The organism is Roseateles sp. GW821-FHT02E12, from assembly GCF_059421665.1.
This window is the reverse complement of sequence record NZ_JBWKVK010000001.1, coordinates 104,838-126,360: the sequence shown is the minus strand read 5'-3', so window position 1 is coordinate 126,360 and position 21,523 is coordinate 104,838. Positions and strand designations below refer to the sequence as shown.

Here is a 21,523-nt window from a genome sequence, read left to right as displayed (position 1 = left end):
GGGATGTGGGGAGTTCTGGATAGCCGTTGTGGGGGCGCACGGACGACACCCACCCGGCCCGCAGCGATGGCCGCTGCGCGTGACTTGCGACCGCTATCTCACTCAACTAATGGTTATGCCGCGGGGGCGTGTCCACCACGCCGCGATAGGCCACGGCCAGCTCGAGGCAGGCACCGGTGGACAGCTGCCCCACCGTCGAGCGATAGATCTGCTGCCACGGTGTCTGGCTGGCCGGCACTGCTTGAACGCCCTCGGAGCGGCGCTGAGACAGCGCCTCGTCGCTGAGCAGCACATCGCATCGCCCCGCGTCGAGGTCGATGCGGATGACATCTCCCGTGCGCAGCCAGGCCAGGCCGCCGCCAACGGCACTCTCCGGCGAGGCATGCACGATGGACGGGCTGTCGGACGTGCCCGACTGGCGGCCGTCGCCCAGCGTCGGCAGGCTCACGACACCGCGGCGGATCAGTGCGTCCGGCGGCTGCATGTTGACGACCTCGGCCGAGCCCGGCCAGCCCACCGGGCCGGCGCCGCGCATGACGAGGATGCAGCCTTCGTCGATATCGAGTGCGGGGTCGTTGATGCGCGCGTGATAGTCGTCGGCACCGTCGAACACGATGGCCCGGGCCTCGAAGGCGCCGTCCTTCAGGTAGCGCGCGCGGAAGGCGGGCGAGATGACGCTGGCCTTCAGGATGGCGAAGTCGAAAAGGTTGCCGCTGAGCACGACAAAGCCGGCGTCTTCCTTCAGCGGCGCGCTGACCGGGAAGATGACTTCGCGGTCCTGCGTCTCGCGGCCTTCGAGGTTGGCGGCCATCGTGCGGCCCGTCACCGTCGGCCGCGCGGTGCGGAGCAGGCCGGCCTGCTGCAACTCCCACATGATGGCCGGCACACCGCCAGCGCGGTGGAAGCGCTCGCCTAAGTATTGGCCGGCGGGCTGCATGTTCAGCAGCAGCGGCACGCGCTGGCCCACCTCGGTCCAGTCCGCGGCCGTCAGTTCGATGCCGGCATGGCGGGCCATGGCGGTCAGGTGAGGCTGGGCGTTCGTCGAGCCGCCGATGGCCGCGTTGACGACGATGGCGTCCAGGAACGCGTCGCGGCTGAGGATGTGTGAAGGCCGCACGTCCTCGCGCGCCATGTCGACGATGCGCTTGCCCGTTTCGTAGGCCATCTGCCCGCGCTCGCGGTATGGGGCGGGGATGGCCGAGCAGCCGGTGAGCGACAGGCCCAGGGCCTCAGCCAGCGCATTCATCGTCGAGGCCGTGCCCATGGTGTTGCAGTGGCCGGCCGAGGGCGCGGAGGCGGCGGCGATCTCGATGAAGGTCTCCTCGTCGATCTCGCCGGCCGCCAGGCGCCGGCGCCCGGCCCAGATGGCGGCGCCGGAACCGACGAGCTGACCTTCGAACCAGCCGTCCAGCATTGGCCCGCCCGACAGCACGATGGCCGGGATGTCGACGGTGCTGGCGGCCATGACCTGGGCTGGCGTCGTCTTGTCGCAGCCTGTGGTCAGCACCACGGCGTCCAGCGGGTAGCCGTGCAGGATCTCGACGAGGCCCAGGTACGCCAGGTTGCGGTCCAGCGCCGCGGTGGGGCGGCGGCAGTTCTCGAAGATGGGGTGCAGCGGGAACTCCATCGCGATGCCGCCCGCATCGCGGATGCCGTCGCGCACGCGCCGGGCCAGCTCCAGGTGGATGCGGTTGCAGGGGCTTAAATCGCTGCCGCTTTGCGCGATGCCGATGATGGGCCGGCCCGAGCGCAACTCCTGCGCCGTGAGGCCGTAGTTCATGAAGCGCTCCAGGTAGAGCGCCGTCATGTCGACGTGGTCGGGGTTGTCGAACCAGTCCTGGGAGCGCAGCCGGCGGCTCATCGCGCGCGGCTCCGCAGGTGCTTCATCAAGGCACCAACGCCGTAGGTCCAGGGCGGCAGCGCGTCGCTGCGCTGCACGGTGTTGACCAGCGCCCCGAGAGCCGGGCTCGCGATCGTCACGCGGTCGCCGAGGCGGTGCGTGAAGCCGGCACCCGGTGCGCCGCGGTCCTGGATGGGCGAGAACATGGTGCCGAGGAAGAGCATGAAGCCGTCCGGATATTGGTGGTGCGGGCCGCAGGCGTGGCCCACCAGTTCCAGCGGGTCGCGGCTGATCTCCTGCATGCGGCTCAGGCCTTCGAGCGAGAACCCATCGTCCGCGCCCTCGATGGCCAGGCTCACCTCGGCGGCGCGCACGGTGTCCAGCGTGAAGTGTTCGTCGAACAGCCGGATGAAGGGACCGATGGCGCAGGAGGCGTTGTTGTCCTTGGCCTTGCCCAGCAGCAGCGCGCTGCGGCCCTCGATGTCGCGCAGGTTGACGTCGTTGCCCAGCGTCGCGCCGACCACCTCGGCGCGGCCATTGACGGCCAGCACGACCTCGGGCTCGGGGTTGTTCCACTGCGAGTCCGGGTGCAGGCCCACGGCTGCGCCGAAGCCGACGGCTGACATCGGCTGGGCCTTGGTGAAGACCTCGGCGTCCGGCCCCAGGCCCACCTCCAGATAGGGCGACCAGGCGCCGCGCGCGACGAACTCGGCCTTCAGGCGCTGGGCCGCGGCTGACCCGGGGCGGATGCTGGACAGATCGCCGCCCAGCGTCTCGTTCAACTGCGCACGCAACGCGTGGGCGCGTGCCGCATCGCCGCCGACCTGGGCCTCGATGACACGTTCCAGCAGGCTGACGGCGAAGGTCACGCCGCAGGCCTTGATGGCTTGCAGGTCGCAGGGTGCGAGCGGGCGGGGCAGGGCGGCGTCGGGCTCGGCGGCCAGCGTGTTGTCCAGCATGGCCTGGGCGGGGCCCAGGGCCATGCCGGGCGCACGGCGGGCGATGTGCAGCAGTTCGGGGTGGTCCAGCAGCTCGGCCATCGTCGCGGCATGGGCCGAGAGGTCGACGAGCTCGCCGCGGCGCACGGCCACCAGGGCCGGGCCGCCGGTGTCGGTGCGCCAGACGCGGCCAAGCAGAAGGGCGCGCTCGGCGTCGGCGGGGAGGAGGGTGTGGTGGGTCTGGGTCATGCGGCTCGGTGGCGCGGGGCAGGAGGGGCTCTCGACCCAAATTGTGAGCGCTACCTACAAGGCTGCCAAGCCGAGCTGTCCCGGGCCCTCCTGGCTCAGGAAAGAATGAAGTAATCCGGGTAGCGCTGCTGAATCTCGTCCACCGAGGCCAGGGTGCCGGACAAATGGTCTCGAACGGCATGCTGCGCGGCGTCGACGTCTCTCGACTCAATCGCCTCCAGGATGACCTGGTGGGCGCCCAGGATGGACTCGGTCTTGCCGCTGGTTGGGATGTGGAGCAGCCGCAGGCGGTCGACGTGACCGGACATGCGCACCACCACCGACCACAGGCGCGGCAGGCCGGCCGCCACGTACATCAGCCGGTGGAATTCCTTGTCGGCCGCGATGAAGCCGAGGAAGTCTTTCTTGTCTGCCAGCTCTACCTGGCGTGCCAGCTGCGTGCGCAGGTCGTCGATGACCGCCTGGTCGTGCGAGAGGGCCAGCAGGCGCGCGATCTCGAGTTCGATGGAGCGGCGCAGGAAATGCGCCTCGCGTGCGGCCGGCACGTCGATGCGGGTGACCTGCGTCGTGTACTGCGCCCGGATCAGCACCAGGCCTTCCTCGCTGAGCCGGATGAGCGCGTCGCGCACCGGCGTCTGGCTGACGCCGAAGCGTTGCGCCAGCACAGCGCGGTCCAGCGCGCTGCCGGGTGCCAACTCCAGCGAAATGATGGCGGCTCTGAGCGCTTCGACGACTTGAGGCGCGGCGTGGCGAGTGGGGTCTAGCGTGAAGTTCATCTGGGTCTGAAGGCCAAATCTGCCGCTGGCGCGCGCATGCGGCGCCATTGTCATCGCGGGCTCGGTGCCCCCGGGCAGGGGGCTGTCTTGCTCGGCTCGGTCGGGCCGGCCGACGGCCGCCGCTGGCCGCTGACGCACGGGCTTGAGAGCGCTATCCACTTTTCGGTCAAGTTGCTGTTTCGAGCCGAATTTCAGGCTTCCGGGTCACTAATACATTAGTACACACCCTCGTTGACGCTGAATTCCTGTGGACGTAAATTGAAAATGTGCGCGCTACCATTTGATGGTGGAAGCGTCATCGAACCAATCAGGAGACAAGATGAGCAAGACAAATTTGCGGCCGAACCACCGCACCCACCTGAACCGACGGCTGGCCCTGGGCACCACGCTGCTGGCCGGCTTGATCTCGCAGGCCTATGCGCAGACCGCGCCGGCGCAGCAGGCGCAGGACAACAAGCTCGACACCGTCGTCGTCACCGGCATCCGCGCCTCGCTGGAGAGCTCGGCCAATGCCAAGAAGAACGCGATCGGCTTCATCGACTCGATCAGCTCCGAGGACATGGGCAAGTTCCCGGACAGCAACATCGCCGAATCCATCTCGCGCATTCCCGGCGTCACGCTGACCCGCGAAATCACCGGTGAAGGCCTGCAGATCCAGATCCGCGGCCTGGGCACCAACTTCACCCGCGTGCTGCTGAACGGCGCACCGGTCGCTTCGGCCTCCACGGGCCGGGTCGACTCGGGCAGTGCCAACCGCGAAGTCGACATGGACTTCCTGCCGGGCGAACTCTTCAGCCGCGTGACGGTCGTCAAGAGCCCGACCGCCTCCATGCTCGAAGGCGGCGCGGCCGGCATCGTCGACATGCGCAGCGCCCGCCCCTTCGACCGCAAGGGCTTGCGCACCGCGTTCACGCTGACGGGCACCAAGAACCAGCAGGCCGAAAAATGGGGCAACCGCGGCTCAGCCCTGGTCAGCAACACCTGGGGCGACACCTTCGGCGTGCTGGCCGGCGTGGCCTGGTCGACCAACAAGGTCAAGACCACCGGCTTCGAATCCATCGGCTGGACGAACGCCAACCTGTTGGCCAGCCAAAGCAGCAGCGCCACGCGCAACAGCACCGGCGGCGGCAACTGGACCATCCCCGGCACGGTGCCGGCCAACGCCGGCAACGGGCTGACCACCGGCGCCACCATCGACCAGGCCTTCCTGCTGGCCAAGAACCCCGGCCTGACGATCGACCAGATCGACAACGCCATCATTCCGCGCCTGGGTCGGGCGATGGTGGCCGAGGGCAGCCGTGACCGCCAGAACGGCATCCTGTCGCTCGAAGCCCGCCCGAACAGCTCGGTGAAGCTCTTCGTCGACGCCATCTACGGCCACAAGAAGAACGAGTTCGAACGCAGCGACATGAACTGGGTCGGCCGCAACGGCTCGTCCATTCCCATCAACATGACGGTGGACCGCACCGACTGCGCCAGCGGCTGCGTCGTCACCAAGGGCACCTTCGCGAACTCGCAGTACTTCCTGGAGTACCGGCCCTACACCGAAGACACCAAGTTCCACAGCATCAACCCGGGCATCAACCTGAAGATCACCGACGCGATCAGCGTGGACGTGCAGGCCAACATGACCCGCAGCGACTTCCATCGCCAGTCGCCCACGGTGCTGTTCCAGACGGTGCTTGGCTCGGGTATCACGACCGAGTACGACAACACCAGCGGCACCCCCGTGCTGAAGGCGACCAACACCCTGACCGGCGGCACCGACATCCTCAACACGCCCGCCGCCTTCGGCTGGAACGGCGGCCGCGTGAACGTGCAGGAAGAGAAGCGCCAGGTTCGCACCTCGGGCCTGCGCGGTGCCATCGACATCGACGCCGATGTGGTGGACATCAAGGTCGGTGGCGCCTACGACAACGTGTCGCGCCGCATCAGCTCGCTGAACAACGACGCCTACTGGTCCAACATCGTCTGCGGCCGCAACCTCAACGTCTTCCTGCCGGGCCCCAACACCACCAACAAGAACGGCTGCAACGGCACGGGCGCTGCCGGCTCGGCCGCGGCTGACTACCCTGGCTACGGCACCGGCTACACCGCCGGCGCGACGACGCCGCTGCAGTACCTGGGCTCGGCCATCCCGAATGCATCCATCCCGGGCTATCTGTCGGCCAACTCGCGCGGCTTCGTCGCGCTGGACTGGAACAAGTTCGCCAAGGATGCCAACTACGCCGCCGCGCACGAGACCGCGGTGCCCGGCACCGGTGGCACCAACACGGGCGTCAACCCCGGCTACATCCTGGAGAGCGTGACCTCGATCTTCACCGAGGCCAACGGCGAGACGGCACTGCTGGGCAACAACCTGCGCTACAACGCCGGCGTGCGCTACGTGACGACGCAGCAGACCTTCGCGTCGCTCAGTTCGCCCGCCGACCCGCGCAACGCGGCGCTGGCCGACGGTGGCCGCTTCCCGACGCCGATCGTCGAAGCCCTCACCACGACGACCTACAGCAACTTCCTGCCGTCGGGCAGCCTGGCCTACAACATCCGCCCCGACCTGCTGGCCCGGGCCTCGATGTCCAAGACCATCACGCGTGCCGACCCCACGTCGCTGCGCGCGCTGACCGCCAGCTTCACCGATCCGTCGGCGCAGAACGGCACGCTGACCAACCCCGACCTCAAGCCCTACGAGTCCAAGAACACCGACCTGGGCCTGGAGTGGTACACGGGGCGTGAAGGTTATGTGGCGCTGGCCTGGTTCAAGAAGGGCATCAAGGGGTTCACGGCCACGCGCAATTTCAACGTGCCGTTCAGCAGCCTGAACCAGTACAACATCAACTGGACCAACGGCCTCAGCCGCGACCAGCGCCGCGCGCTCTACATCCGTGCCGGCTATGCCAACCCGCCCCAGGATCTGGACGCACTGCCCACCGGCCAGGCGCTGACCGACATCAACAACCTGCCGGTCACGCTGTCGCAGACGCAGAACACGTCCGACAAGCTCTTCATCAAGGGCATCGAGCTGACGGTGCAGCAGCCGCTGGATCTCATCTCCGCTTACCTCAAGGGCTTCGGCGTCAGCGCCAACTACACGAAGGTCAAGCAGTCGGGTGCCAACGTGGCCATCGGCGTTCCGCCCTACACCTACAACCTCGCGGCCTACTACGAGGGTCGATTCGGCGGCTTCCGCGTGACGAAGAACTTCACCAAGGGTTCTCAGTCCAGCGGCACCGGCCAGAACGGCATCACGGCCGCTGCGTTCTACGGGCTGGACTACGCCCAGGTGGACTTCACGTCCCGCGTGAACATCGGCGAAGTCATCGGCTGGAAGAAGGACCTGCAGGCCACGTTCGACGTCTTCAACGTGACGCGTGCCTCGCAGCGCACCAACTTCCAGTTCGCCAACGCGCCGTACGCGATCTACGAGCCGGGCCGCACCTACCAGATCGGTCTGCGCGCCAGCTTCTGACGAAAGGCTGTGTCCCCGCCAGCGATCCGGGTGTGGTTCGCTGGCGGTTCGATGAGGGTCCTCGCCGGCCGATGGCGAGCGCCCTCATCTTTTTATTTGTGCCTGCCGGAGCTCGGTGACGGTGCGGCCGGCAACGCCCCAGTTGTCGGTGTCGATCTCGTCGATGACGACAAAGGTGGCCGCCGGGTCCTTGTTCAGCACGCGGACCATCATTTCCGTCGCCTCGGCAATCAGCTGCCTCTTCTGGTCCAGCGTCACGCCTTCGCGGGTGACCTCGATGCGGATGTAGGGCATGGTCAGTTCTCCAGATGGGTGTAGAGCTTGGCGACGATGGCCCAGCGGCCATCGTGCTTGAGCAGGCTGAGCTGGTCCAGGTAGTTGAAGCCCAGCATCTCGCAGCGCGCCGTGGCCAGCGCTACCGAGCCGTCGATGCGCAGGGCCTGCAACTGCATGCGCTGGGCCTCGCCGCGGCTTTGCGGGCTGGCCCGTGTGGCCACCACCTGCAGATAGGGCTCGACGTCGCGCAGCAGCACCTGGCCGCTGACCTCGCCGTAAAGCCGCGCCTGCGGGTGGAAGACCTGCGCGAGCAGATCCACGTCGCCGCGGTAGAGGCCATCGAAATAACGCTGCAGCAGCACCAGCAGTTCTTCGCGGTCGGTCATGGCATCACCACTTGCCGGCGCTCATGCCGCCGTCCACGGGCAGCACCACGCCCGTCGTGAAGGCCGCGCCGGCCAGATAGAGCACGGCATCCGCAATCTCCTGCACCGTCGCGATGCGGCCGGCCGGCTGCAGCGTGTTCAGGAAGCCATGCATCTCGGTCGTGTACATCGGCGTGTCGACGATGCCTGGGGCAACAGCGGCGACCTGTACGTTGTGCGGTGCCAGCTCCAGCGCCAGCGCCCGGGTGGCCTGGTTGATGCCGCCCTTGATCAGCACCGGCAGCACGGCCGGCACGCCCTGGATGGGTTGGGATGCGATGGCGGCCGTGATGTTGATGATGTGGCCGGCCTTACGCTCCACCATGTGGCGGGCCGCGGCCTGTGACGGGTAGACGAAGCCCTTGAGGTTGGTGTCGACCAGCGCATCCAGCTCGGCCGGCGTGTAGTCGACAAAAGGCTTGGCGTTGAAGATGCCAGCGTTGTTGACCAGCACGTCGACGCGGCCGAAACGTTCGATGGCGCTTTGCACGAGCGCCGTGCCCACGGCGGGGTCGGCCACGTCGCCGGCCACGGTGAGCAGGTTGTCGGGCTTGCCGAGTTGGGCGGCCGCCTGCTGCAGGCGCTCGACGCTGCGGCCGTTGGCGACGACGTTGTCGCCCTGCTTCAGGAAGGCGGCGGCAATGGCCAGGCCGATGCCGCTGGAAGCGCCGGTGACGATGACGGTACGGGGAGAGTGGTTCATGGATGACTCCATTGGGGTTGCGATGGACTCAAATCTATTGGCGACGTTGACATCAATAAATAAGATCCAAGCCACTTCAGTCTTTACGTCATGTAACCCATGAATCGGCAGTTCGACGACTTGATGCTGGGCAGCCTGGAGCTCTTCTGCACGGCGGCGGAGCTGGGTGGCTTCACGGCTGCGGCCACCGCAGCGGGCGTGACGCCGGCAGCCGTCAGCCGCACGGTGGCGCGCTTGGAGGAGAGGCTGGGGGTGCGGTTGTTCGTGCGCACGACGCGGCAGATCCGCCTCACCGACGTGGGCCCGGCCTACTACGAGCAATGCCGCCAGGTGCTGAACCAGCTGATGGAGGCCGAGCGCGACGTCAGCGGCCGGCAGGTGGCGCCCAGCGGCCTGCTGCGCATCAGCGTGCCGACGACCTATGGCCACCACCGCCTGCTGCCGCGCCTGCCGGCCTTCCGCGAGCGCTTTCCCGACATCCGCGTGGACGTGCACGTCAGCAACCGCAACATCGACTTCGCGGCCGAGGGCTACGACCTCGCTGTGCGCGTGCGTGCGCCGGCCGACTCGACGCTGATCGCTCGCCACCTGGAGGACGCCGAGCTGGTGCTCGTGGCCGCGCCCGACTATCTGCGCCGGCGCGGTGAGCCGCAGTCACTCGGCGAGCTGGCCCGGCACGACTGCATCCAGTTCGAGCTGCCCAGCAGCGGCCGCACCATCCCCTGGGCTGTTCCGTGAAGGCGGCCAGGACGTCGAGCGCCAGACCGCAGGCGGCACCAGTTGCTCCGACGACGTGCTGGCCGGCGTGACGCTGGCGCGCCATGGCGCCGGCATCTTCCAGGCCTACCGCTTCACGGTGGAAGAAGAGCTGCGCCAGGGCCGCCTCGTCGAGCTGCTCAAGCCCTTCGGCGGCCGCTCGCGGCCCTTCAACCTGCTCTACCCGCACCAGCGGCATGTGCCGCTGCGGGTGAGGTGCTTCGTCGATTTCTTGCTCGGCGCTTAGAGGATCTCGAAGCGTACGTCGATGTTCCCGCGCGTCGCATGCGAGTAGGGGCAGAGCTGGTGGGCGCCGTCGACGAGCTGCTTCTTCTGCTCGGCATCCAGCCCGGGCAGGTTGATGGTCAGCTTGACCGCCAGCGCAAAGCCCTGGTCGGCCGTCGTGCCGAGGGACACATCGGCGTCCACGCTGACCTCGTCCGGCACGCGGATGCCCAGCGGCGCGCCCGCGCGGCGCATCGCGCCCATGAAGCAGGCCGAGTAGCCGATGCCGAAGAGTTGCTCGGGGTTGGTGCCCGGCTTGCTGGAGCCGGGCGGGCTCAGCTTGACGTCGAGTTGCCCGTCGCTGGACTTGCCCGAGCCCTCGCGGCCCCCGGCGGTGTGGGTGTGGGCGGTGTAGACGACTTTTTCGATGGTGCGCATGGTGTGGGCTCCTTGGGGTGGATCAGGCCTCGGCCTGGAAATGGCGCAGGGCCACCAGGGCCAGGCGCACGACGTTGCGGGTCTCGGTGACGGGGGCGCCGGCCTTGGCGCTCAGGCGCAGGCCGCGCATGACGGTCAGCACGAAGTCGGCGGCGGCGATTTCGTCGAGGGTGGGCGGCAGTTCGTACTGCTGCTTGGCCTGGGCCAGCGCGGCGGTGATGTCGGCCTTGGAGCGCTTGGCGCCCTCGCGCAGGATGGCGGCAACTTCTTCATCGCTGGTGCCGATCTCGGCGGCCGTGTTGACCGACATGCAGCCCCGCGTGCGAGCCACCCCGGTTGACGTGGCGATGGAGGTCAGCAGCGTCTCGATGCCGGCCAGCGGCGTGGCCGCCGAGCCCAGCACCTTCTGCAGCGACTTGGAGCGCTCGCTCTGGTACAGGCGCAGCGCCTCCAGGAAGAGGCCGCGCTTGCTTTCGAAGGCGTTGTAGAGACTTTGACGGCCGATGCCCATCGCCTCGACGAGGTGGGGCATGCCCGTCGCCTCGAAGCCCTGGCACCAGAACACCTCCATCGCGCGGTGGAGGACTTCGTCCCTGTCGAATTCAGAAGGTCTTGCCATGAAGCGAATTGGACTTGTTTTTGAACGATCAGTCAAGAATAATGAGATCCAACGATTTCGCAACCCGCAGTCCCGCGCCATGAACCTCGACCGTCGTTCCTTCCTCGCCGCCACCGCAGTCGCCGGTGCGTCCTCCCTGTTGAGCCGCCCCGCCTTCGCCGCTGCCTCGCGTGGCTTTGGCGAGCTGCGCCAGATCGACGCCGGTGTCCTCAACATCGGCTATGCCGACCTCGGCCCGCGCAACGGCCCGCCCGTGTTGCTGCTGCACGGCTGGCCCTATGACATCCACACCTATGAAGAGGTCGCGCCTTTGCTCGCGGCCCAGGGCTATCGCGTCGTCGTGCCTTATCTGCGCGGCTATGGCACGACGCGCTTCCTGTCCGACGCAACGCCGCGCAACGCCCAGCAGACGGCCATCGCCGCCGACGCCATCGCGCTGCTCGACGCACTGGGCATCCAGCAGGCCGTTGTGGCCGGCTGCGACTGGGGCGCCCGCACCGCCTGCGTGATGGCAGCGCTGTGGCCGCAGCGCGTGAAGGCGCTGGTGTCGGTCAGCGGCTATCTGGTCACCAACGTCAAGGCCGGCCCTCAGCCGCTGGCCCCGGCGGACGAGCTGGCCTGGTGGTACCAGTTCTACCTGGCCACCGACCGCGGCCGCGCCGGCTACGAGAAGAACCACCGCGACTTCGCCCGCCTGATCTGGCGCCAGGCCTCACCCGAATGGCGTTTCGACGACGCGACCTTCGAGCGCTCGGCCCCGGCATTCGACAACCCGGATCACGTCGCCATCACGGTCCACAACTACCGTTGGCGCCTGGGCCTGGCTGAAGGTGAAGCGCGCTTTGATGCGCTGGAAGCCAGGCTCGCCGCGGTGCAGAGCGTCGCCATGCCAGCCATCACGCTGGAAGGCGACGCGAATGGCGCACCGCACCCGCCGGCCGCCGCCTACGCCAAGCGCTTCACCGGCAAATACGAGCATCGTGAGTTGAAGAGCGGCATCGGCCACAACCTGCCACAGGAGGCGCCTGCCGCCTTCGCTCAGGCCGTCATCGACGTCAGCCTGGCCTGATCGGACCTTCGTCCGATGTCCGCGAAGGCGGGAACCCACTCTGGAAACACCATGAACTTCGCGACATGAAACATCTCATTGCCACCCTGCTGACCTGCTTCATGACCGCCACCACGCCCGCGGCCTTGCCCATCGAATCCATCCAGCCAAGACTGGACGGCGCCGGCGAATGGATCAACTCCCCGCCGCTGACCCTGGCCGCCCTGCGCGGCAAGGTCGTGCTGGTGGACTTCTGGACCTACTCCTGCATCAACTGCCAGCGCACGCTGCCGTACCTGCGGGCCTGGGCACAGAAGTACGGCCCGCAGGGCCTGGTCGTCATCGGCGTGCATGCGCCGGAGTTCGGCTTCGAGCGCGATGCGCGCCGCGTACGCCAGGCGGCGATGGACGGCCGGCTCGACTACCCCATCGTGCTCGACAACGACTTCACGATCTGGCGCGCCTTCCGCAACCAGGCCTGGCCGGCGCTGTACTTCGTCGACGCCCAGGGCCGCGTGCGCCACCACCAGTTCGGCGAGGGCGACTACGAGCGCGCCGAGCAGGTCATCCGCGAGCTGCTGCGCGAAGCCGGCAAGCCCGCCGAGGCAGGCATGGCGCAGGTCGCGCTCAGCGGCATCGGCCTGGCGCCCGACCTCGCCAACGTGCGCTCACCCGAGACCTATCTCGGCCATGCGCACGGCGCGCCCCGAGGCATCCTGCCCGACCGCCTGAAGCGCTATGCCGGCGGCAGCCCGCGCGTCAATGAATGGCTGCTGGCGGGCGACTGGACCGTGCGGTCCGAATATGCCGAGCTGTCGGGCGACAGCGGCAGTGTGGCGCTGCGCTTCCATGCGCGCGACCTGCATCTTGTGCTCGGCCCCGCGGCCGATGGCAAGCCGCTGCCGTTTCGCATCACGCTGGACGGCCAGCCGCCCGGCGCCGACGCGGGCCTGGACGTCGACGCCGATGGCCGCGGCATGGCCAGCGGCGAACGCCTCTACCAACTGGTGCGCCAGCGCGGCCCGGTGCGCGAGCGGATCTTCGAGATCCGCTTCGACGCGCCCGGTGCGCGGGCCTATGCCTTTACCTTTGGTTGACCGCCATGGACATCCCCAATACCGCTGCAGAGACACCTCGCACCGCGCCCACGACGCCGCACCGAGCGATGAGCTTCGGCCGCATGCTGGTGCTCGCCCAGCGTCGTTTCCGCGCCCAGCAGCCACGCGAGCACACCACTCCCGCACCAGCCTGACCCGTTGCCTGGGAGGTGTTCCCTATCGGCGTGGATTGCGCTCAAATTGCCGAGACCAATCCGCAACCCGGGGGGATCGTGAACGCAGCAGCCAACCTGAAGATCGGTACCCGCCTGATGGCGGGGTTCGCGGGAGTCATCGCGCTCCTGATCGTGCTGGCCGTCATCGGCGTGACCAAGATCAACGCCGTCTATGCCGACACCGAGGTCATCCTGCATGACCGTTTCGTCAAGGTGGCACTGGCTCAGTCCATCGAGAACGAGGTCAACAAGCAGCTGCGTGCCATGCGCACGGCCCTGATCGTGACGGATCAGGCCCTGGCCGAGGCTGAGCTGGCCAAGATCGAGGCTTCACTGCCCGTCGTCGCCCGGGCCATCGACCAGCTGACGGCCACCGTGCACAGCGAGCGCGGCAAGGCGGCGCTGAAGGCCCTCATCGACAGCCGTGCCAAGTTCAAGGAGAGCGAGGTCCAGCTGCTTCAGCTCATCAAGGCCGGCAAGGTCGACGAAGGTCGGGCCTTGCTCGTCGGGGCCATCCTGCCGCTGCAGAACGCCTACCTGCACGCCGTCGAGGCCTTCGGGAAATCGCAGGCCGACAGCATGGAGGCGTTTGGCGCCGAGGCCGGCGACATGGCCCGCGGGGCGCGCATGTTGATGCTGCTGCTGTCGGCCGCCGCCGTGGTGATGGCCGCCGTCATCGCCGTGCTGCTGACGCGCTCCATCACCCAGCCGATCGACAAGGCGGTGCGCGTGGCCGAGACCGTCGCCGCCGGCGACCTGACATCGGCGATCGAGATTCGCAGCCGGGATGAGACCGGCCAGTTGCTGGCAGCGCTGAAGTCCATGAACGAGAGCCTGGTGGGCATCGTCGATCAGGTGCGGCTCAGCAGCGATTCCATCGCAACTGGGTCGCAACAGATCGCCACGGGCAGTGCCGACCTGTCCCAACGCACCGAGGAGCAGGCCTCCAGCCTTGAGCAGACGGCCGCCTCCATGGAAGAGCTGACGGCCACCGTGCAGCGCAGCGCCGAGTCGGCGCGCGCCGCCACGGCTTTGGCGGCTTCGGCCAGCGCCGTGGCCACCAAGGGCGGGCAGGTCGTTGCCGAGGTTGTCGCGACCATGGGCGACATCAGCGCCAGCTCGCGCAAGATCGCCGACATCACCGGCGTCATCGACGGCATCGCCTTCCAGACGAACATCCTCGCGTTGAATGCGGCGGTGGAGGCCGCCCGTGCCGGCGAGCAGGGCCGGGGCTTCGCCGTCGTGGCGGGCGAGGTGCGGACGCTGGCCCAGCGGGCGGCAACCGCAGCCAAGGAGATCAAGGCACTGATCGGCGAGAGCGTGGGCCGCGTCGAGGCGGGAGCCCGCCTCGTCGAAGGCGCTGGCGGCACCATGGAGGACATCGTGCGCCATGTGCGGCAGGTCGCCGAGCTGATCACCGAGATCGGGAGCGCGGCTGATCAGCAGAGCCTGGGGCTGGGCCAGATCAGCGTCGCGGTGAACCAGCTCGACCAGGTCACGCAGCAGAACGCCGCCCTCGTCGAACAATCGGCCGCCGCAGCCGACAGCCTCAGCCAGCAGGCCCGGCGCCTGACCGAGGTCGTCGGCGCCTTCAAGCTCGACCGCTGAGCGACGTCGGCCGGCTCAACGCCGCGCCCGCGTCGCGGCCAGCGCGCTTTCCAGCGCCTCCAGCAGCCGCCGGGGCTCCAGCGGTTTGGTCAGGTAACGGAAGTAGCCCGCGGCCAGGCTGGCCAGCGCGGCGTCGGGCATGGCGTTGGCGGTCAGCGCAATGATGGGGATATGCGCCGTGCGCGGGTCTAGCTTCAGGATGGCCTGGGCCTCGCGGCCGGTCATGCGCGGCATGTTGTTGTCCATCAGGATGACGTCAGGCCGATGCTGGCGCGCCATCTCGACGCCCAGCTGGCCGTCATGCGCCGTCAGCAGGCGGATGTCGCCGCGCGCGGCGAGCAACTCCTCGACGAGCTGGCGGCTGGCGGGGTTGTCTTCCACATAGAGCACGGTGGCCGGCGCCTCGCCGGTGCGCGGCTCAGCCACCAGGCTGGCCAGGTCGCCCCAGTCGGTCTCGGCGTGCGGCATGACGGGCAGTTCGCTGGCCCGCAGGTCCACCCAGAACACGCTGCCTTCGCCGGGCACGCTGTGCACGCCGATCTGCCCACCCATCAGTTCGACGAGGCGCTGGGTCACGACCAGGCCGATGCCGGTGCCCTGCTCGGGGCCGCCCTCCTGGCCCAGCCGGTTGAAAGGCTGGAACAGTGCATCGATCTGTTCGGGCTTGAGGCCGGCGCCGGTGTCCTTCACCGAGATGCGCACCTGCTGGGTACCGAGGCTGTCGCAGTCCACGCGCACGGAGCCACCGGGGCGGTTGTACTTGATGGCGTTGCTGACGAGGTTGAGCACCACCTGCTTGAGCCTCATGCGGTCGGCCAGCGCGACGCAGCCGCTGCTGCTGGCGAACTGCGTCGCGATGCCGCGCTGGCTGGCCATGGGGTCGATCATCTTGCGGCACTCGGCCAACACGTCGTCCAGCGGCACCGGCTCGACCGACAACTCGACGTGGCCGCTCTCGATGCGCGCGAGGTTGAGGATCTCGTTGATCAGCGTCAGCAGGTGCTTGCCCGCGCCGACGATGTGGTCCACGAACTCCTGCCGCCGTTCGGGCCTGGCCTCGGCGATGTTGGTGCCCAGCAGCTGGCCGAAGCCGATGATGGCGTTCAGCGGCGTGCGCAGCTCGTGGCTCATGCTGGACAGGAACTCCGACTTCGCGCGGTTGGCCTTCTCCGCCACGGCGGTGGCCAGCCGCAAGTCCTCGTTCGAGGTTTCGAGCTGGATCGTGCGCTCGCGCACGCGGGCTTCCAGCTGCTCGTTGAGCCGCATGACCTCCTGCGCATGCCTCTCGATCTCGCCCAGCATGCCGTTGAAGGAGTCGGCCAGCACGCCGACCTCGTCGTCGGTCATCTTGGTCGCACGCTGCGAATAGTCCTGGCGCTGCATGACGTCGCGGGCCACGTCGCTGATGGCGAGGATGGGCTGCACGACGGCGCGCTGCAGCCGCATGGACAGCAAGAAGGCGACGCCCAGCGCGGCCAGCGCCACGACGGCGGCGATGCCGAGATAGGTCAGGACGCGGTCGTACAGCGCGTACTCGGCGCGCAGGTAGACGCTGCCGATGGTGCGCCCGTCCTGCACGATGGGCAGGGCAACAGCGATGTCGCGGTCGACGCGGTGCACGCCGCGCGCCTCGGCACGGGCCGGCAGCGCGGCGTCGACGCCCGCCGCCGCGTACGACGCGAAGCGCTCGCCCTCCGGGCCGTAGATGGCCGCGGCCCGCACGCGCGGCTGCAGGCGCAGCAGCGCGAGGTTTTCGCTCGCGACCTTGACGTCATCGAACTCCAGCGCCGGCGCCGTCGAATGGCCCAGCAGGTCAGCCTGGGCCTGGAGATCGGCCACCCACCCTTCGTGATAGGCCTTCAGGTCATAAACCACCATCGCGCCTAGCGCGATCAGCAAGGCGACGAGGGACGTCAGCATCGTGACGCCGAGCAGCCTTCGTTGGAGTGAGAGCCTGAACATGCTTAGTCGGCGCCCTTCGCGCGGCGCGCTTGCTTGGTCGACGGCCGGGCGGGGCTCATAACCTTCCCTCCACACGGCGCGCGACGCCGAGCAGGCGCGCACTGATCTTGAGGCCACTTTGCATCGCAGGTGGCAACAGGATGTCAAAACGCACCTTGTCGTCCACGATGACGAAATTGATCATGCCCGTCGCGACGCTGGGGTCCAGCTCGGTGACCGTCAGCACCGGGCGACCCTGCATGGCCGTGAGCAGGCCGGGGGCATGCGAGGCCATGCCGCGCGACACGAAGAGGGCGTGAACGCCCTCGGGCACCTCGCCGCGCACCAGCCGGCGCACCTCGACGGGCCGGCCGGCCACCGAGCTGGCCGTGGCCGTGCGGCGGAATTCCTCGACGACGGCCTCGCTGGCCAGCACGCCGATGCGAAACGGCTCGCCCACGGCGCCCAGCGTCTGCGATGGCCAGTCGATGTAGTTGCCGAACTTGCAGACGAAGGCGGCCTTGACCTGGTATTCGACGAGGCTGTCGTCCTCGCCGGCGTGCACCACCCCCACCGAACCCGTGACGGCCAGCGCCGCGATCAGCAGCGTCCGGCGGGTGAGGGGGGCGGCCGTCATCAGAAGAAGCGCATGCGCACCTGGAGCCTGAGGTTGCGGCTGAACTCGGTGCGGGTCTGGACCGAGGTGAACTCGCCGTGGCTGCCGAACAGGTTCTGGGCCACCAGCGCGAGCTCGACATCGGAGCCGATGCGTCTGCCAAGGCGCAGGTCCACGGCCGTGTAGGCCGGCACATCGGGCGCACTCAGGGCGCCGGCATGGCGCAGCATGACATCCAGCTCGGTATCGCCCGGCAGGTTGAAGGCCGCACGCAGCCGCCACACCTGGCGCGGCATCGCGCCCTCGGCGGCGGTCACGGAGTCGGCGGTGTCGATGCTGCCCGGCTTGAGCTGCAGGCGCGGCTTCAGCAGCGTGACCCCGCCATGCAGGCGCAGCCAGGTGGCGGCCTGCAGGCTGGCCCAGGCCTCCAGGCCGCTGACGCGGCCTTTCATGCCGTTGCCGAAATAGACCGACGTGCCGCTGGGCGCCAGCTCCTGCGTGTGCAGATGGTTGTAGTCGCCATGAAAGGCGGTGGCCGACAGCGTCAGCGCCGGCAACGGCTGGCCCCGGTAACCCAGCTCCAGCACGTTCGCCGTTTCCGAACGGAAGGCCGGCCCGCCGTTGAGGATGAAGGGCGGTTGGGCGGGGATGTAGGCGTCGCGGTCCAGGCGCGTGGGTGCGCGCACCGTGCGTGCGGCCGAGGCCCACCAGAGCTGGCCGGGCGAGGGCTTCCAGGCCAGGCGCAGGTTGGGCAGCAGCTCGTTGCCCGTGTAGTCGTTGCGTTCGATGCGTGCGCCCAGCGTCAGGCGCAGGGCTTCGGTCAGCGCGATCTCGTCCTGGGCATACAGGCTGGTCCAGGCCTGGTTCAGGCGCTCGGGCAGGAAGGCGAACTCCGGCGCGTCGTGGCCGACCCGCTCCTGCGAGCGGCGGTGGTTGGCGCCCAGCACCACGGTGTGGGCCGGCGTGGGCCGCAGCGTGTACTGGACCTCGAAATCGGCAATCTCCAGCGTCTCGTTGAAGGTGGGCGGGTTGGCGCGCACGGTGCGGTCCAGATAACCCTGCACGCTGAGCTCACCGTTGCCGACCGGTCGCTCCCAGCGCGCCAGCAGATTGGCACCGGACACCACGATGGTGTCCAGCGCGAAGTTCACGCCCGTGATGTTGATGCTGCCCGGCAGCGGTTGGCCGTGGTTGCCGCGGTAGGCATTGCCCTGCAGCGTGACGCGGTCGTTGCTGCGGCCCCAGTCGGCGCGAAAGCCACCCCTGAACATGTGGCCCGCGTCCTCGACGCGCGTGCCCGCCGCCGTTTCGGTGCGGTCCTGGGTGGTGTGCTTGACGTACAGCCGCATGTCGCCGTCGTTGCCCAGCGACCAGCCGTGGCGCAGCATGGCCGCGCGCTCCTGGTTGCCGGCGGCAACGGAGGCCAGCGTGCCGCGCGTGCCTGCCGCGCTGCGCGTGATGATGTTGATGACGCCGTTGACGGCGTTGACGCCCCACAGCGTGCTGCCCGGGCCGCTGCTGACCTCGATGCGCTCGACGTCTTCCAGCGCCACGTCCTGCACATCCCAGAACACGCCGGCGAACAGCGGCGTGTAGACCGACCGCCCGTCGATGAGCACGAGCAGCTTGTTGGCGGAGTTGGCGTTGAAGCCGCGCGCGGTGATCGCGTAGGCGCCGGAGTACACCTCGGCCACGTGCAGGTTGGGCGCCAGGCGCAGCGCCTCGGGCAGGCGGGTGACGCCGGAGCGGCGGATGTCGTCGGCCGTGATGACGAAGAGGGAGGCTGCCGCATCGCCCAGGCGCTGCTCGCGCTTGGCGGTGGAGGTGATGGTGACGTTGCCCAGGTCTTCCAGGCTGAGGTCGACGAGGGGGGGCTGCGCCATGGCGGGGCCTACCCATAGCGTGGCGGCCGCAACGCGGCAGGCCTTGCTCGGTGAGATTCCCATGCACCCTCCCACCGGCGACCTGGTTGGCGCACGATAACGCAGCGATCGAGTGGCGGCAACGCAACGCCGGGTGGCGAAGTGCCCAGTGCGTCACGATTGGCGGGTCGGCTGGCGACCCACGAGCGTCATGCGGCGCTCAGGCGCGGCAGGTGGCGCGTGGCCTGGAGCGCATGGCGGCCGCCACGTCGGCCAGCAGCAGGTGCAGGGCGAGCGTGGCGAGCAGGGTGGGCGCCAACTCGGCCTCGGGGCCGGTGACCAACTGCACTGCCGCAGTGGCGTGGGCGCTTTCGGTGATCCACACGCCTGGCGTCCCGGGCCGTGGTCCCGCCGCCGTACCCAGGGCCAGGTAGACGGCGGGCCTGGCCGGCACCAAGTCGCCCGGCAGCAGGGGCCGCGCGGCGATGCCGGCGCGCCACAGCGCCTGCAAGGCCATGTCGCGCAGCGGCGCGTGGGTCGCGTCGGCCAGCACATCGACCTGCTGGGCGCTGGCCAGCGTTTTGGCGGCGAGTGCGAGGGTCGCGCGGTCCAGGCCGCGCAGCGCCTGGGTGCTGCGCGCCAGCAGCGGGTGGCCGACGGGTGCCTCGCTACCGCCGCTGGCCAGACTCTCGGCCAGCGCGCGCTTGAGGCTTTTCACGCCGTCGTAGCCCAGCGCTCGGCAGAAGCGGATGACCTGGGGCTGGCTGACCTGGGCGGCCTCGGCCAGGCGCGCCGTGGCCGTTTCCAGCGCGGCCCGGGGGTTGGCGAGCACGACATCGGCCACGCTGCGCTCGCAGCGCGTCAGCCGGGCGTAGGCGGCGCGGATCTGTGCGCACACGGCCCCCGTGGCGGGGGGCGTGTGCAGGGCCAGGTCCAGCGCGCGGGCGGCGCCCGTCCAGCCGGAGGGGTCTTCCGGCGCTAGGCGAAGCGCACGAGCCCACGGCACCGTGCACAGCGTGGCCAGGCCCAGGCGCTTGCTCAGCGCATCGGCCGCCATTTCGGTGTCGGTCATCAGCACGGCATGGTGCACGGGGCGGTGCAACGAGGCGAGCACGTCGGCCAGTGCAGGCGCCAGTTGAGCCCCGTCGTGGATGGGCTCGTCGTGCGCATGGGCGCGGCGCCCGTCGGCATGCAGCAGCACCGTGCGCAGCCAGCCGTCTTGCCAGCAGGCAAGCAGTCGCGGCCAGGGCTGGGGGTCGTCCATCAACGGTCGAAGAGACGCGTGTTGAGCCAGCCGTAGGCGGCGATGCCGGCATAGCAGAGCGCGGGCGCGCCAAACGACGCCTGCAGGCCGATGACGTCGGCCGCGTGGCCTTGCAGCAGCGGCAGCAGCGCGCCGCCGACGATGGCCATGCACAGCAGGCCCGAGCCCTGCGCCGTCTGCCCGGCCAGTCGATGCACGGCCATGCTGAAGATGGTGGGGAACATGATGGAGTTGCACAGGCCGACGGCCAGCAGCGCCCACATCGCGATGGGGCCCTGGGTGGCCACGCCGACGCCGATCAGCAGCACCGCCAGCGCCGCGTGCACGGCCAGCAGTCGGCCGGGTGCCATGACGCGCATCAGCGCTACGCCGACGAAGCGGCCCACCATCGCGCCGCCCCAGTACAGGCTGAGGTAGGGCGCGGCTTGTGCGGCGGTGAGGCCGCCGGCCTCCTGCATGAAGTTGATGAGCAGGCTGCCGATGCTGACCTCGGCACCGACGTACAGAAAGATCGCGACGACACCCCACAGCAGGTGCGGGTGGGCGCGTGCCACGGCCAGCGCCGACCCGGCGGCGGGCGTGGCCTCGTCGGCGATGCGTGGCAGGCGCGCCAGCGCGAAGAAGCCGGCCAGCGCCAGCAGCGCCAGGGCGAGAGCAAGGTAGGGGCCTTGCACGCTGCCGCTGGCACCCTCGGGCAGGATCAGCACGCCCAAGGCGGGCGCCACGGCCGTGCCCAGCGAGTTGAAGGCCTGCGTCAGCGTGAGCCGGCTGGACGCCGTGCGCGGGTCGCCCAGCGCAGCCACGTAGGGGTTGGCCGCCACCTGCAACACCGTGATGCCGGCGGCCAGCACGAAGAAGGCGAACAGGAAGAGGGCGTAGCCGGCGCTGACCGCGGGCAGGAACAGCAGGCAGCCGGCGGCGGCGACCACGAGGCCGAAGACGGCGCCGCGTTGGTAGCCCAGCCGCTGGATGAGCCGGCCGGCCGGCAGCGAGACAAGGAAGTAGGCGCCGAAGAAGCAGAACTGCACCAGCATGGCCTGCAGGTAGCTCAGCGTGTAGAGCGCCTTCAGGTGCGGGATCAGCACGTCGTTGAGCGCCGTCAGCAGGCCCCACATGAAGAAGAGCAGCGTGACGATGGCGAGCGGTGCGCGGCTGTCGGCCGGCGCAGACACCGGCAGAGCGGAGGAGGGGACAGACATC

18 protein-coding genes and 1 pseudogene are annotated in these 21,523 nt (G+C 69.0%); 6 read left to right on the top strand and 13 right to left on the bottom strand.

What is annotated here, in order from left to right:
* Nucleotides 1–106: 106 nt before the first annotated feature.
* The 3 genes from AC07V5_RS00615 to AC07V5_RS00605 all read right to left on the bottom strand — a co-directional run bounded on the left by AC07V5_RS00615 (nucleotide 107) and on the right by AC07V5_RS00605 (nucleotide 3,803).
* Nucleotides 107–1,861, bottom strand: coding sequence for an IlvD/Edd family dehydratase (locus tag AC07V5_RS00615; RefSeq protein WP_495113534.1), 1,755 nt, complete (start codon nucleotides 1,859–1,861; stop codon nucleotides 107–109).
* On the bottom strand, nucleotides 1,858–3,027 hold the full coding sequence (locus AC07V5_RS00610; protein WP_495113533.1) for a fumarylacetoacetate hydrolase family protein: 1,170 nt from the start codon (nucleotides 3,025–3,027) through the stop codon (nucleotides 1,858–1,860). Before AC07V5_RS00610 ends, AC07V5_RS00615 begins: the two co-directional genes overlap by 4 nt.
* 95 nt (nucleotides 3,028–3,122) lie before the next feature.
* A complete protein-coding gene (locus AC07V5_RS00605; RefSeq protein WP_495113532.1) occupies nucleotides 3,123–3,803 on the bottom strand; it encodes a GntR family transcriptional regulator in 681 nt (226 codons plus the stop codon).
* Nucleotides 3,804–4,122: 319 nt separating this feature from the next.
* On the opposite strand from AC07V5_RS00605, the gene AC07V5_RS00600 reads away from it, so the two are divergent.
* Entirely contained in the window at nucleotides 4,123–7,269 is a 3,147-nt protein-coding gene (locus AC07V5_RS00600; RefSeq protein ID WP_495113531.1) for a TonB-dependent receptor, read from the top strand.
* Nucleotides 7,270–7,353: 84 nt separating this feature from the next.
* Here AC07V5_RS00600 and AC07V5_RS00595 read toward each other — a convergent pair whose 3' ends face one another.
* The 3 genes from AC07V5_RS00595 to AC07V5_RS00585 are packed head-to-tail and all read right to left on the bottom strand — an operon-like array spanning nucleotide 7,354 to nucleotide 8,673.
* Nucleotides 7,354–7,563 (bottom strand): tautomerase family protein, encoded by a 210-nt coding sequence (locus AC07V5_RS00595; protein ID WP_495113530.1) that lies wholly within the window; start codon nucleotides 7,561–7,563, stop codon nucleotides 7,354–7,356.
* Between the two features lie 2 nt (nucleotides 7,564–7,565).
* Complete coding sequence (locus AC07V5_RS00590) at nucleotides 7,566–7,931, bottom strand: nuclear transport factor 2 family protein (RefSeq protein WP_495113529.1); 366 nt, start codon at nucleotides 7,929–7,931, stop codon at nucleotides 7,566–7,568.
* A gap of 4 nt (nucleotides 7,932–7,935) precedes the next feature.
* Complete coding sequence (locus AC07V5_RS00585; protein ID WP_495113528.1) at nucleotides 7,936–8,673, bottom strand: SDR family NAD(P)-dependent oxidoreductase; 738 nt, start codon at nucleotides 8,671–8,673, stop codon at nucleotides 7,936–7,938.
* A gap of 99 nt (nucleotides 8,674–8,772) precedes the next feature.
* Here AC07V5_RS00585 and AC07V5_RS00580 point away from each other — a divergent pair.
* Nucleotides 8,773–9,676 (top strand): annotated as a pseudogene (locus AC07V5_RS00580) (substrate binding domain-containing protein).
* Here the strand turns inward: AC07V5_RS00580 and AC07V5_RS00575 are convergent.
* On the bottom strand, nucleotides 9,673–10,092 hold the full coding sequence (locus AC07V5_RS00575; RefSeq protein ID WP_495113527.1) for an organic hydroperoxide resistance protein: 420 nt from the start codon (nucleotides 10,090–10,092) through the stop codon (nucleotides 9,673–9,675). The pseudogene AC07V5_RS00580 and the gene AC07V5_RS00575 overlap by 4 nt on opposite strands.
* A gap of 22 nt (nucleotides 10,093–10,114) precedes the next feature.
* Entirely contained in the window at nucleotides 10,115–10,711 is a 597-nt protein-coding gene (locus AC07V5_RS00570; RefSeq protein ID WP_495113526.1) for a TetR/AcrR family transcriptional regulator, read from the bottom strand.
* Between the two features lie 79 nt (nucleotides 10,712–10,790).
* Here AC07V5_RS00570 and AC07V5_RS00565 point away from each other — a divergent pair, with 79 nt between their 5' ends.
* From AC07V5_RS00565 to AC07V5_RS00550, 4 genes are all read left to right on the top strand, one after another.
* Nucleotides 10,791–11,780, top strand: a complete 990-nt coding sequence (locus AC07V5_RS00565; protein WP_495113525.1) for an alpha/beta fold hydrolase — start codon at nucleotides 10,791–10,793, stop codon at nucleotides 11,778–11,780.
* A 65-nt stretch (nucleotides 11,781–11,845) separates the two neighbouring features.
* Entirely contained in the window at nucleotides 11,846–12,856 is a 1,011-nt protein-coding gene (locus tag AC07V5_RS00560) for a thioredoxin family protein (protein WP_495113524.1), read from the top strand.
* Nucleotides 12,857–12,861: 5 nt separating this feature from the next.
* On the top strand, nucleotides 12,862–13,011 hold the full coding sequence (locus tag AC07V5_RS00555; protein ID WP_495113523.1) for a hypothetical protein: 150 nt from the start codon (nucleotides 12,862–12,864) through the stop codon (nucleotides 13,009–13,011).
* A gap of 78 nt (nucleotides 13,012–13,089) precedes the next feature.
* Nucleotides 13,090–14,640, top strand: a complete 1,551-nt coding sequence (locus AC07V5_RS00550; RefSeq protein ID WP_495113522.1) for a methyl-accepting chemotaxis protein — start codon at nucleotides 13,090–13,092, stop codon at nucleotides 14,638–14,640.
* 15 nt (nucleotides 14,641–14,655) lie between these two features.
* Here AC07V5_RS00550 and AC07V5_RS00545 read toward each other — a convergent pair whose 3' ends face one another.
* From AC07V5_RS00545 to AC07V5_RS00525, 5 genes are all read right to left on the bottom strand, one after another.
* Nucleotides 14,656–16,602 (bottom strand): sensor histidine kinase, YfiR-like protein-associated, encoded by a 1,947-nt coding sequence (locus tag AC07V5_RS00545; RefSeq protein ID WP_495113521.1) that lies wholly within the window; start codon nucleotides 16,600–16,602, stop codon nucleotides 14,656–14,658.
* A 55-nt stretch (nucleotides 16,603–16,657) separates the two neighbouring features.
* Nucleotides 16,658–17,218, bottom strand: a complete 561-nt coding sequence (locus AC07V5_RS00540) for a TOL_0243 family YfiR-like periplasmic protein (protein ID WP_495113520.1) — start codon at nucleotides 17,216–17,218, stop codon at nucleotides 16,658–16,660.
* Nucleotides 17,218–19,080, bottom strand: coding sequence for a TOL_0244 family TonB-dependent receptor (locus AC07V5_RS00535; RefSeq protein ID WP_495113519.1), 1,863 nt, complete (start codon nucleotides 19,078–19,080; stop codon nucleotides 17,218–17,220). Before AC07V5_RS00535 ends, AC07V5_RS00540 begins: the two co-directional genes overlap by 1 nt.
* A 199-nt stretch (nucleotides 19,081–19,279) precedes the next feature.
* Nucleotides 19,280–20,323: a MurR/RpiR family transcriptional regulator gene (locus AC07V5_RS00530; protein WP_495113518.1), complete on the bottom strand. Its 1,044-nt coding sequence runs from the start codon at nucleotides 20,321–20,323 to the stop codon at nucleotides 19,280–19,282.
* The gene (locus tag AC07V5_RS00525; RefSeq protein WP_495113517.1) at nucleotides 20,323–21,522 is read right to left on the bottom strand and encodes a sugar MFS transporter; all 1,200 of its coding nucleotides are present in this window, start codon (nucleotides 21,520–21,522) and stop codon (nucleotides 20,323–20,325) included. Before AC07V5_RS00525 ends, AC07V5_RS00530 begins: the two co-directional genes overlap by 1 nt.
* Between the last annotated feature and the right edge of the window lies 1 nt (nucleotide 21,523).

Excerpts from the sequence above, each read along its gene's own strand:
- AC07V5_RS00615 (WP_495113534.1), bottom strand. The coding sequence starts at position 1,861 with ATGAGCCGCCGGCTGCGCTCCCAGGACTGGTTCGACAACCCCGACCAC.
- AC07V5_RS00610 (WP_495113533.1), bottom strand. The coding sequence starts at position 3,027 with ATGACCCAGACCCACCACACCCTCCTCCCCGCCGACGCCGAGCGCGCC.
- AC07V5_RS00605 (WP_495113532.1), bottom strand. The coding sequence starts at position 3,803 with ATGAACTTCACGCTAGACCCCACTCGCCACGCCGCGCCTCAAGTCGTC.
- AC07V5_RS00600 (WP_495113531.1), top strand. The coding sequence starts at position 4,123 with ATGAGCAAGACAAATTTGCGGCCGAACCACCGCACCCACCTGAACCGA.
- AC07V5_RS00595 (WP_495113530.1), bottom strand. The coding sequence starts at position 7,563 with ATGCCCTACATCCGCATCGAGGTCACCCGCGAAGGCGTGACGCTGGAC.
- AC07V5_RS00590 (WP_495113529.1), bottom strand. The coding sequence starts at position 7,931 with ATGACCGACCGCGAAGAACTGCTGGTGCTGCTGCAGCGTTATTTCGAT.
- AC07V5_RS00585 (WP_495113528.1), bottom strand. The coding sequence starts at position 8,673 with ATGAACCACTCTCCCCGTACCGTCATCGTCACCGGCGCTTCCAGCGGC.
- AC07V5_RS00575 (WP_495113527.1), bottom strand. The coding sequence starts at position 10,092 with ATGCGCACCATCGAAAAAGTCGTCTACACCGCCCACACCCACACCGCC.
- AC07V5_RS00570 (WP_495113526.1), bottom strand. The coding sequence starts at position 10,711 with ATGGCAAGACCTTCTGAATTCGACAGGGACGAAGTCCTCCACCGCGCG.
- AC07V5_RS00565 (WP_495113525.1), top strand. The coding sequence starts at position 10,791 with ATGAACCTCGACCGTCGTTCCTTCCTCGCCGCCACCGCAGTCGCCGGT.
- AC07V5_RS00560 (WP_495113524.1), top strand. The coding sequence starts at position 11,846 with ATGAAACATCTCATTGCCACCCTGCTGACCTGCTTCATGACCGCCACC.
- AC07V5_RS00555 (WP_495113523.1), top strand. The coding sequence starts at position 12,862 with ATGGACATCCCCAATACCGCTGCAGAGACACCTCGCACCGCGCCCACG.
- AC07V5_RS00545 (WP_495113521.1), bottom strand. The coding sequence starts at position 16,602 with ATGTTCAGGCTCTCACTCCAACGAAGGCTGCTCGGCGTCACGATGCTG.
- AC07V5_RS00540 (WP_495113520.1), bottom strand. The coding sequence starts at position 17,218 with ATGACGGCCGCCCCCCTCACCCGCCGGACGCTGCTGATCGCGGCGCTG.
- AC07V5_RS00535 (WP_495113519.1), bottom strand. The coding sequence starts at position 19,080 with ATGGCGCAGCCCCCCCTCGTCGACCTCAGCCTGGAAGACCTGGGCAAC.
- AC07V5_RS00530 (WP_495113518.1), bottom strand. The coding sequence starts at position 20,323 with ATGGACGACCCCCAGCCCTGGCCGCGACTGCTTGCCTGCTGGCAAGAC.
- AC07V5_RS00525 (WP_495113517.1), bottom strand. The coding sequence starts at position 21,522 with ATGTCTGTCCCCTCCTCCGCTCTGCCGGTGTCTGCGCCGGCCGACAGC.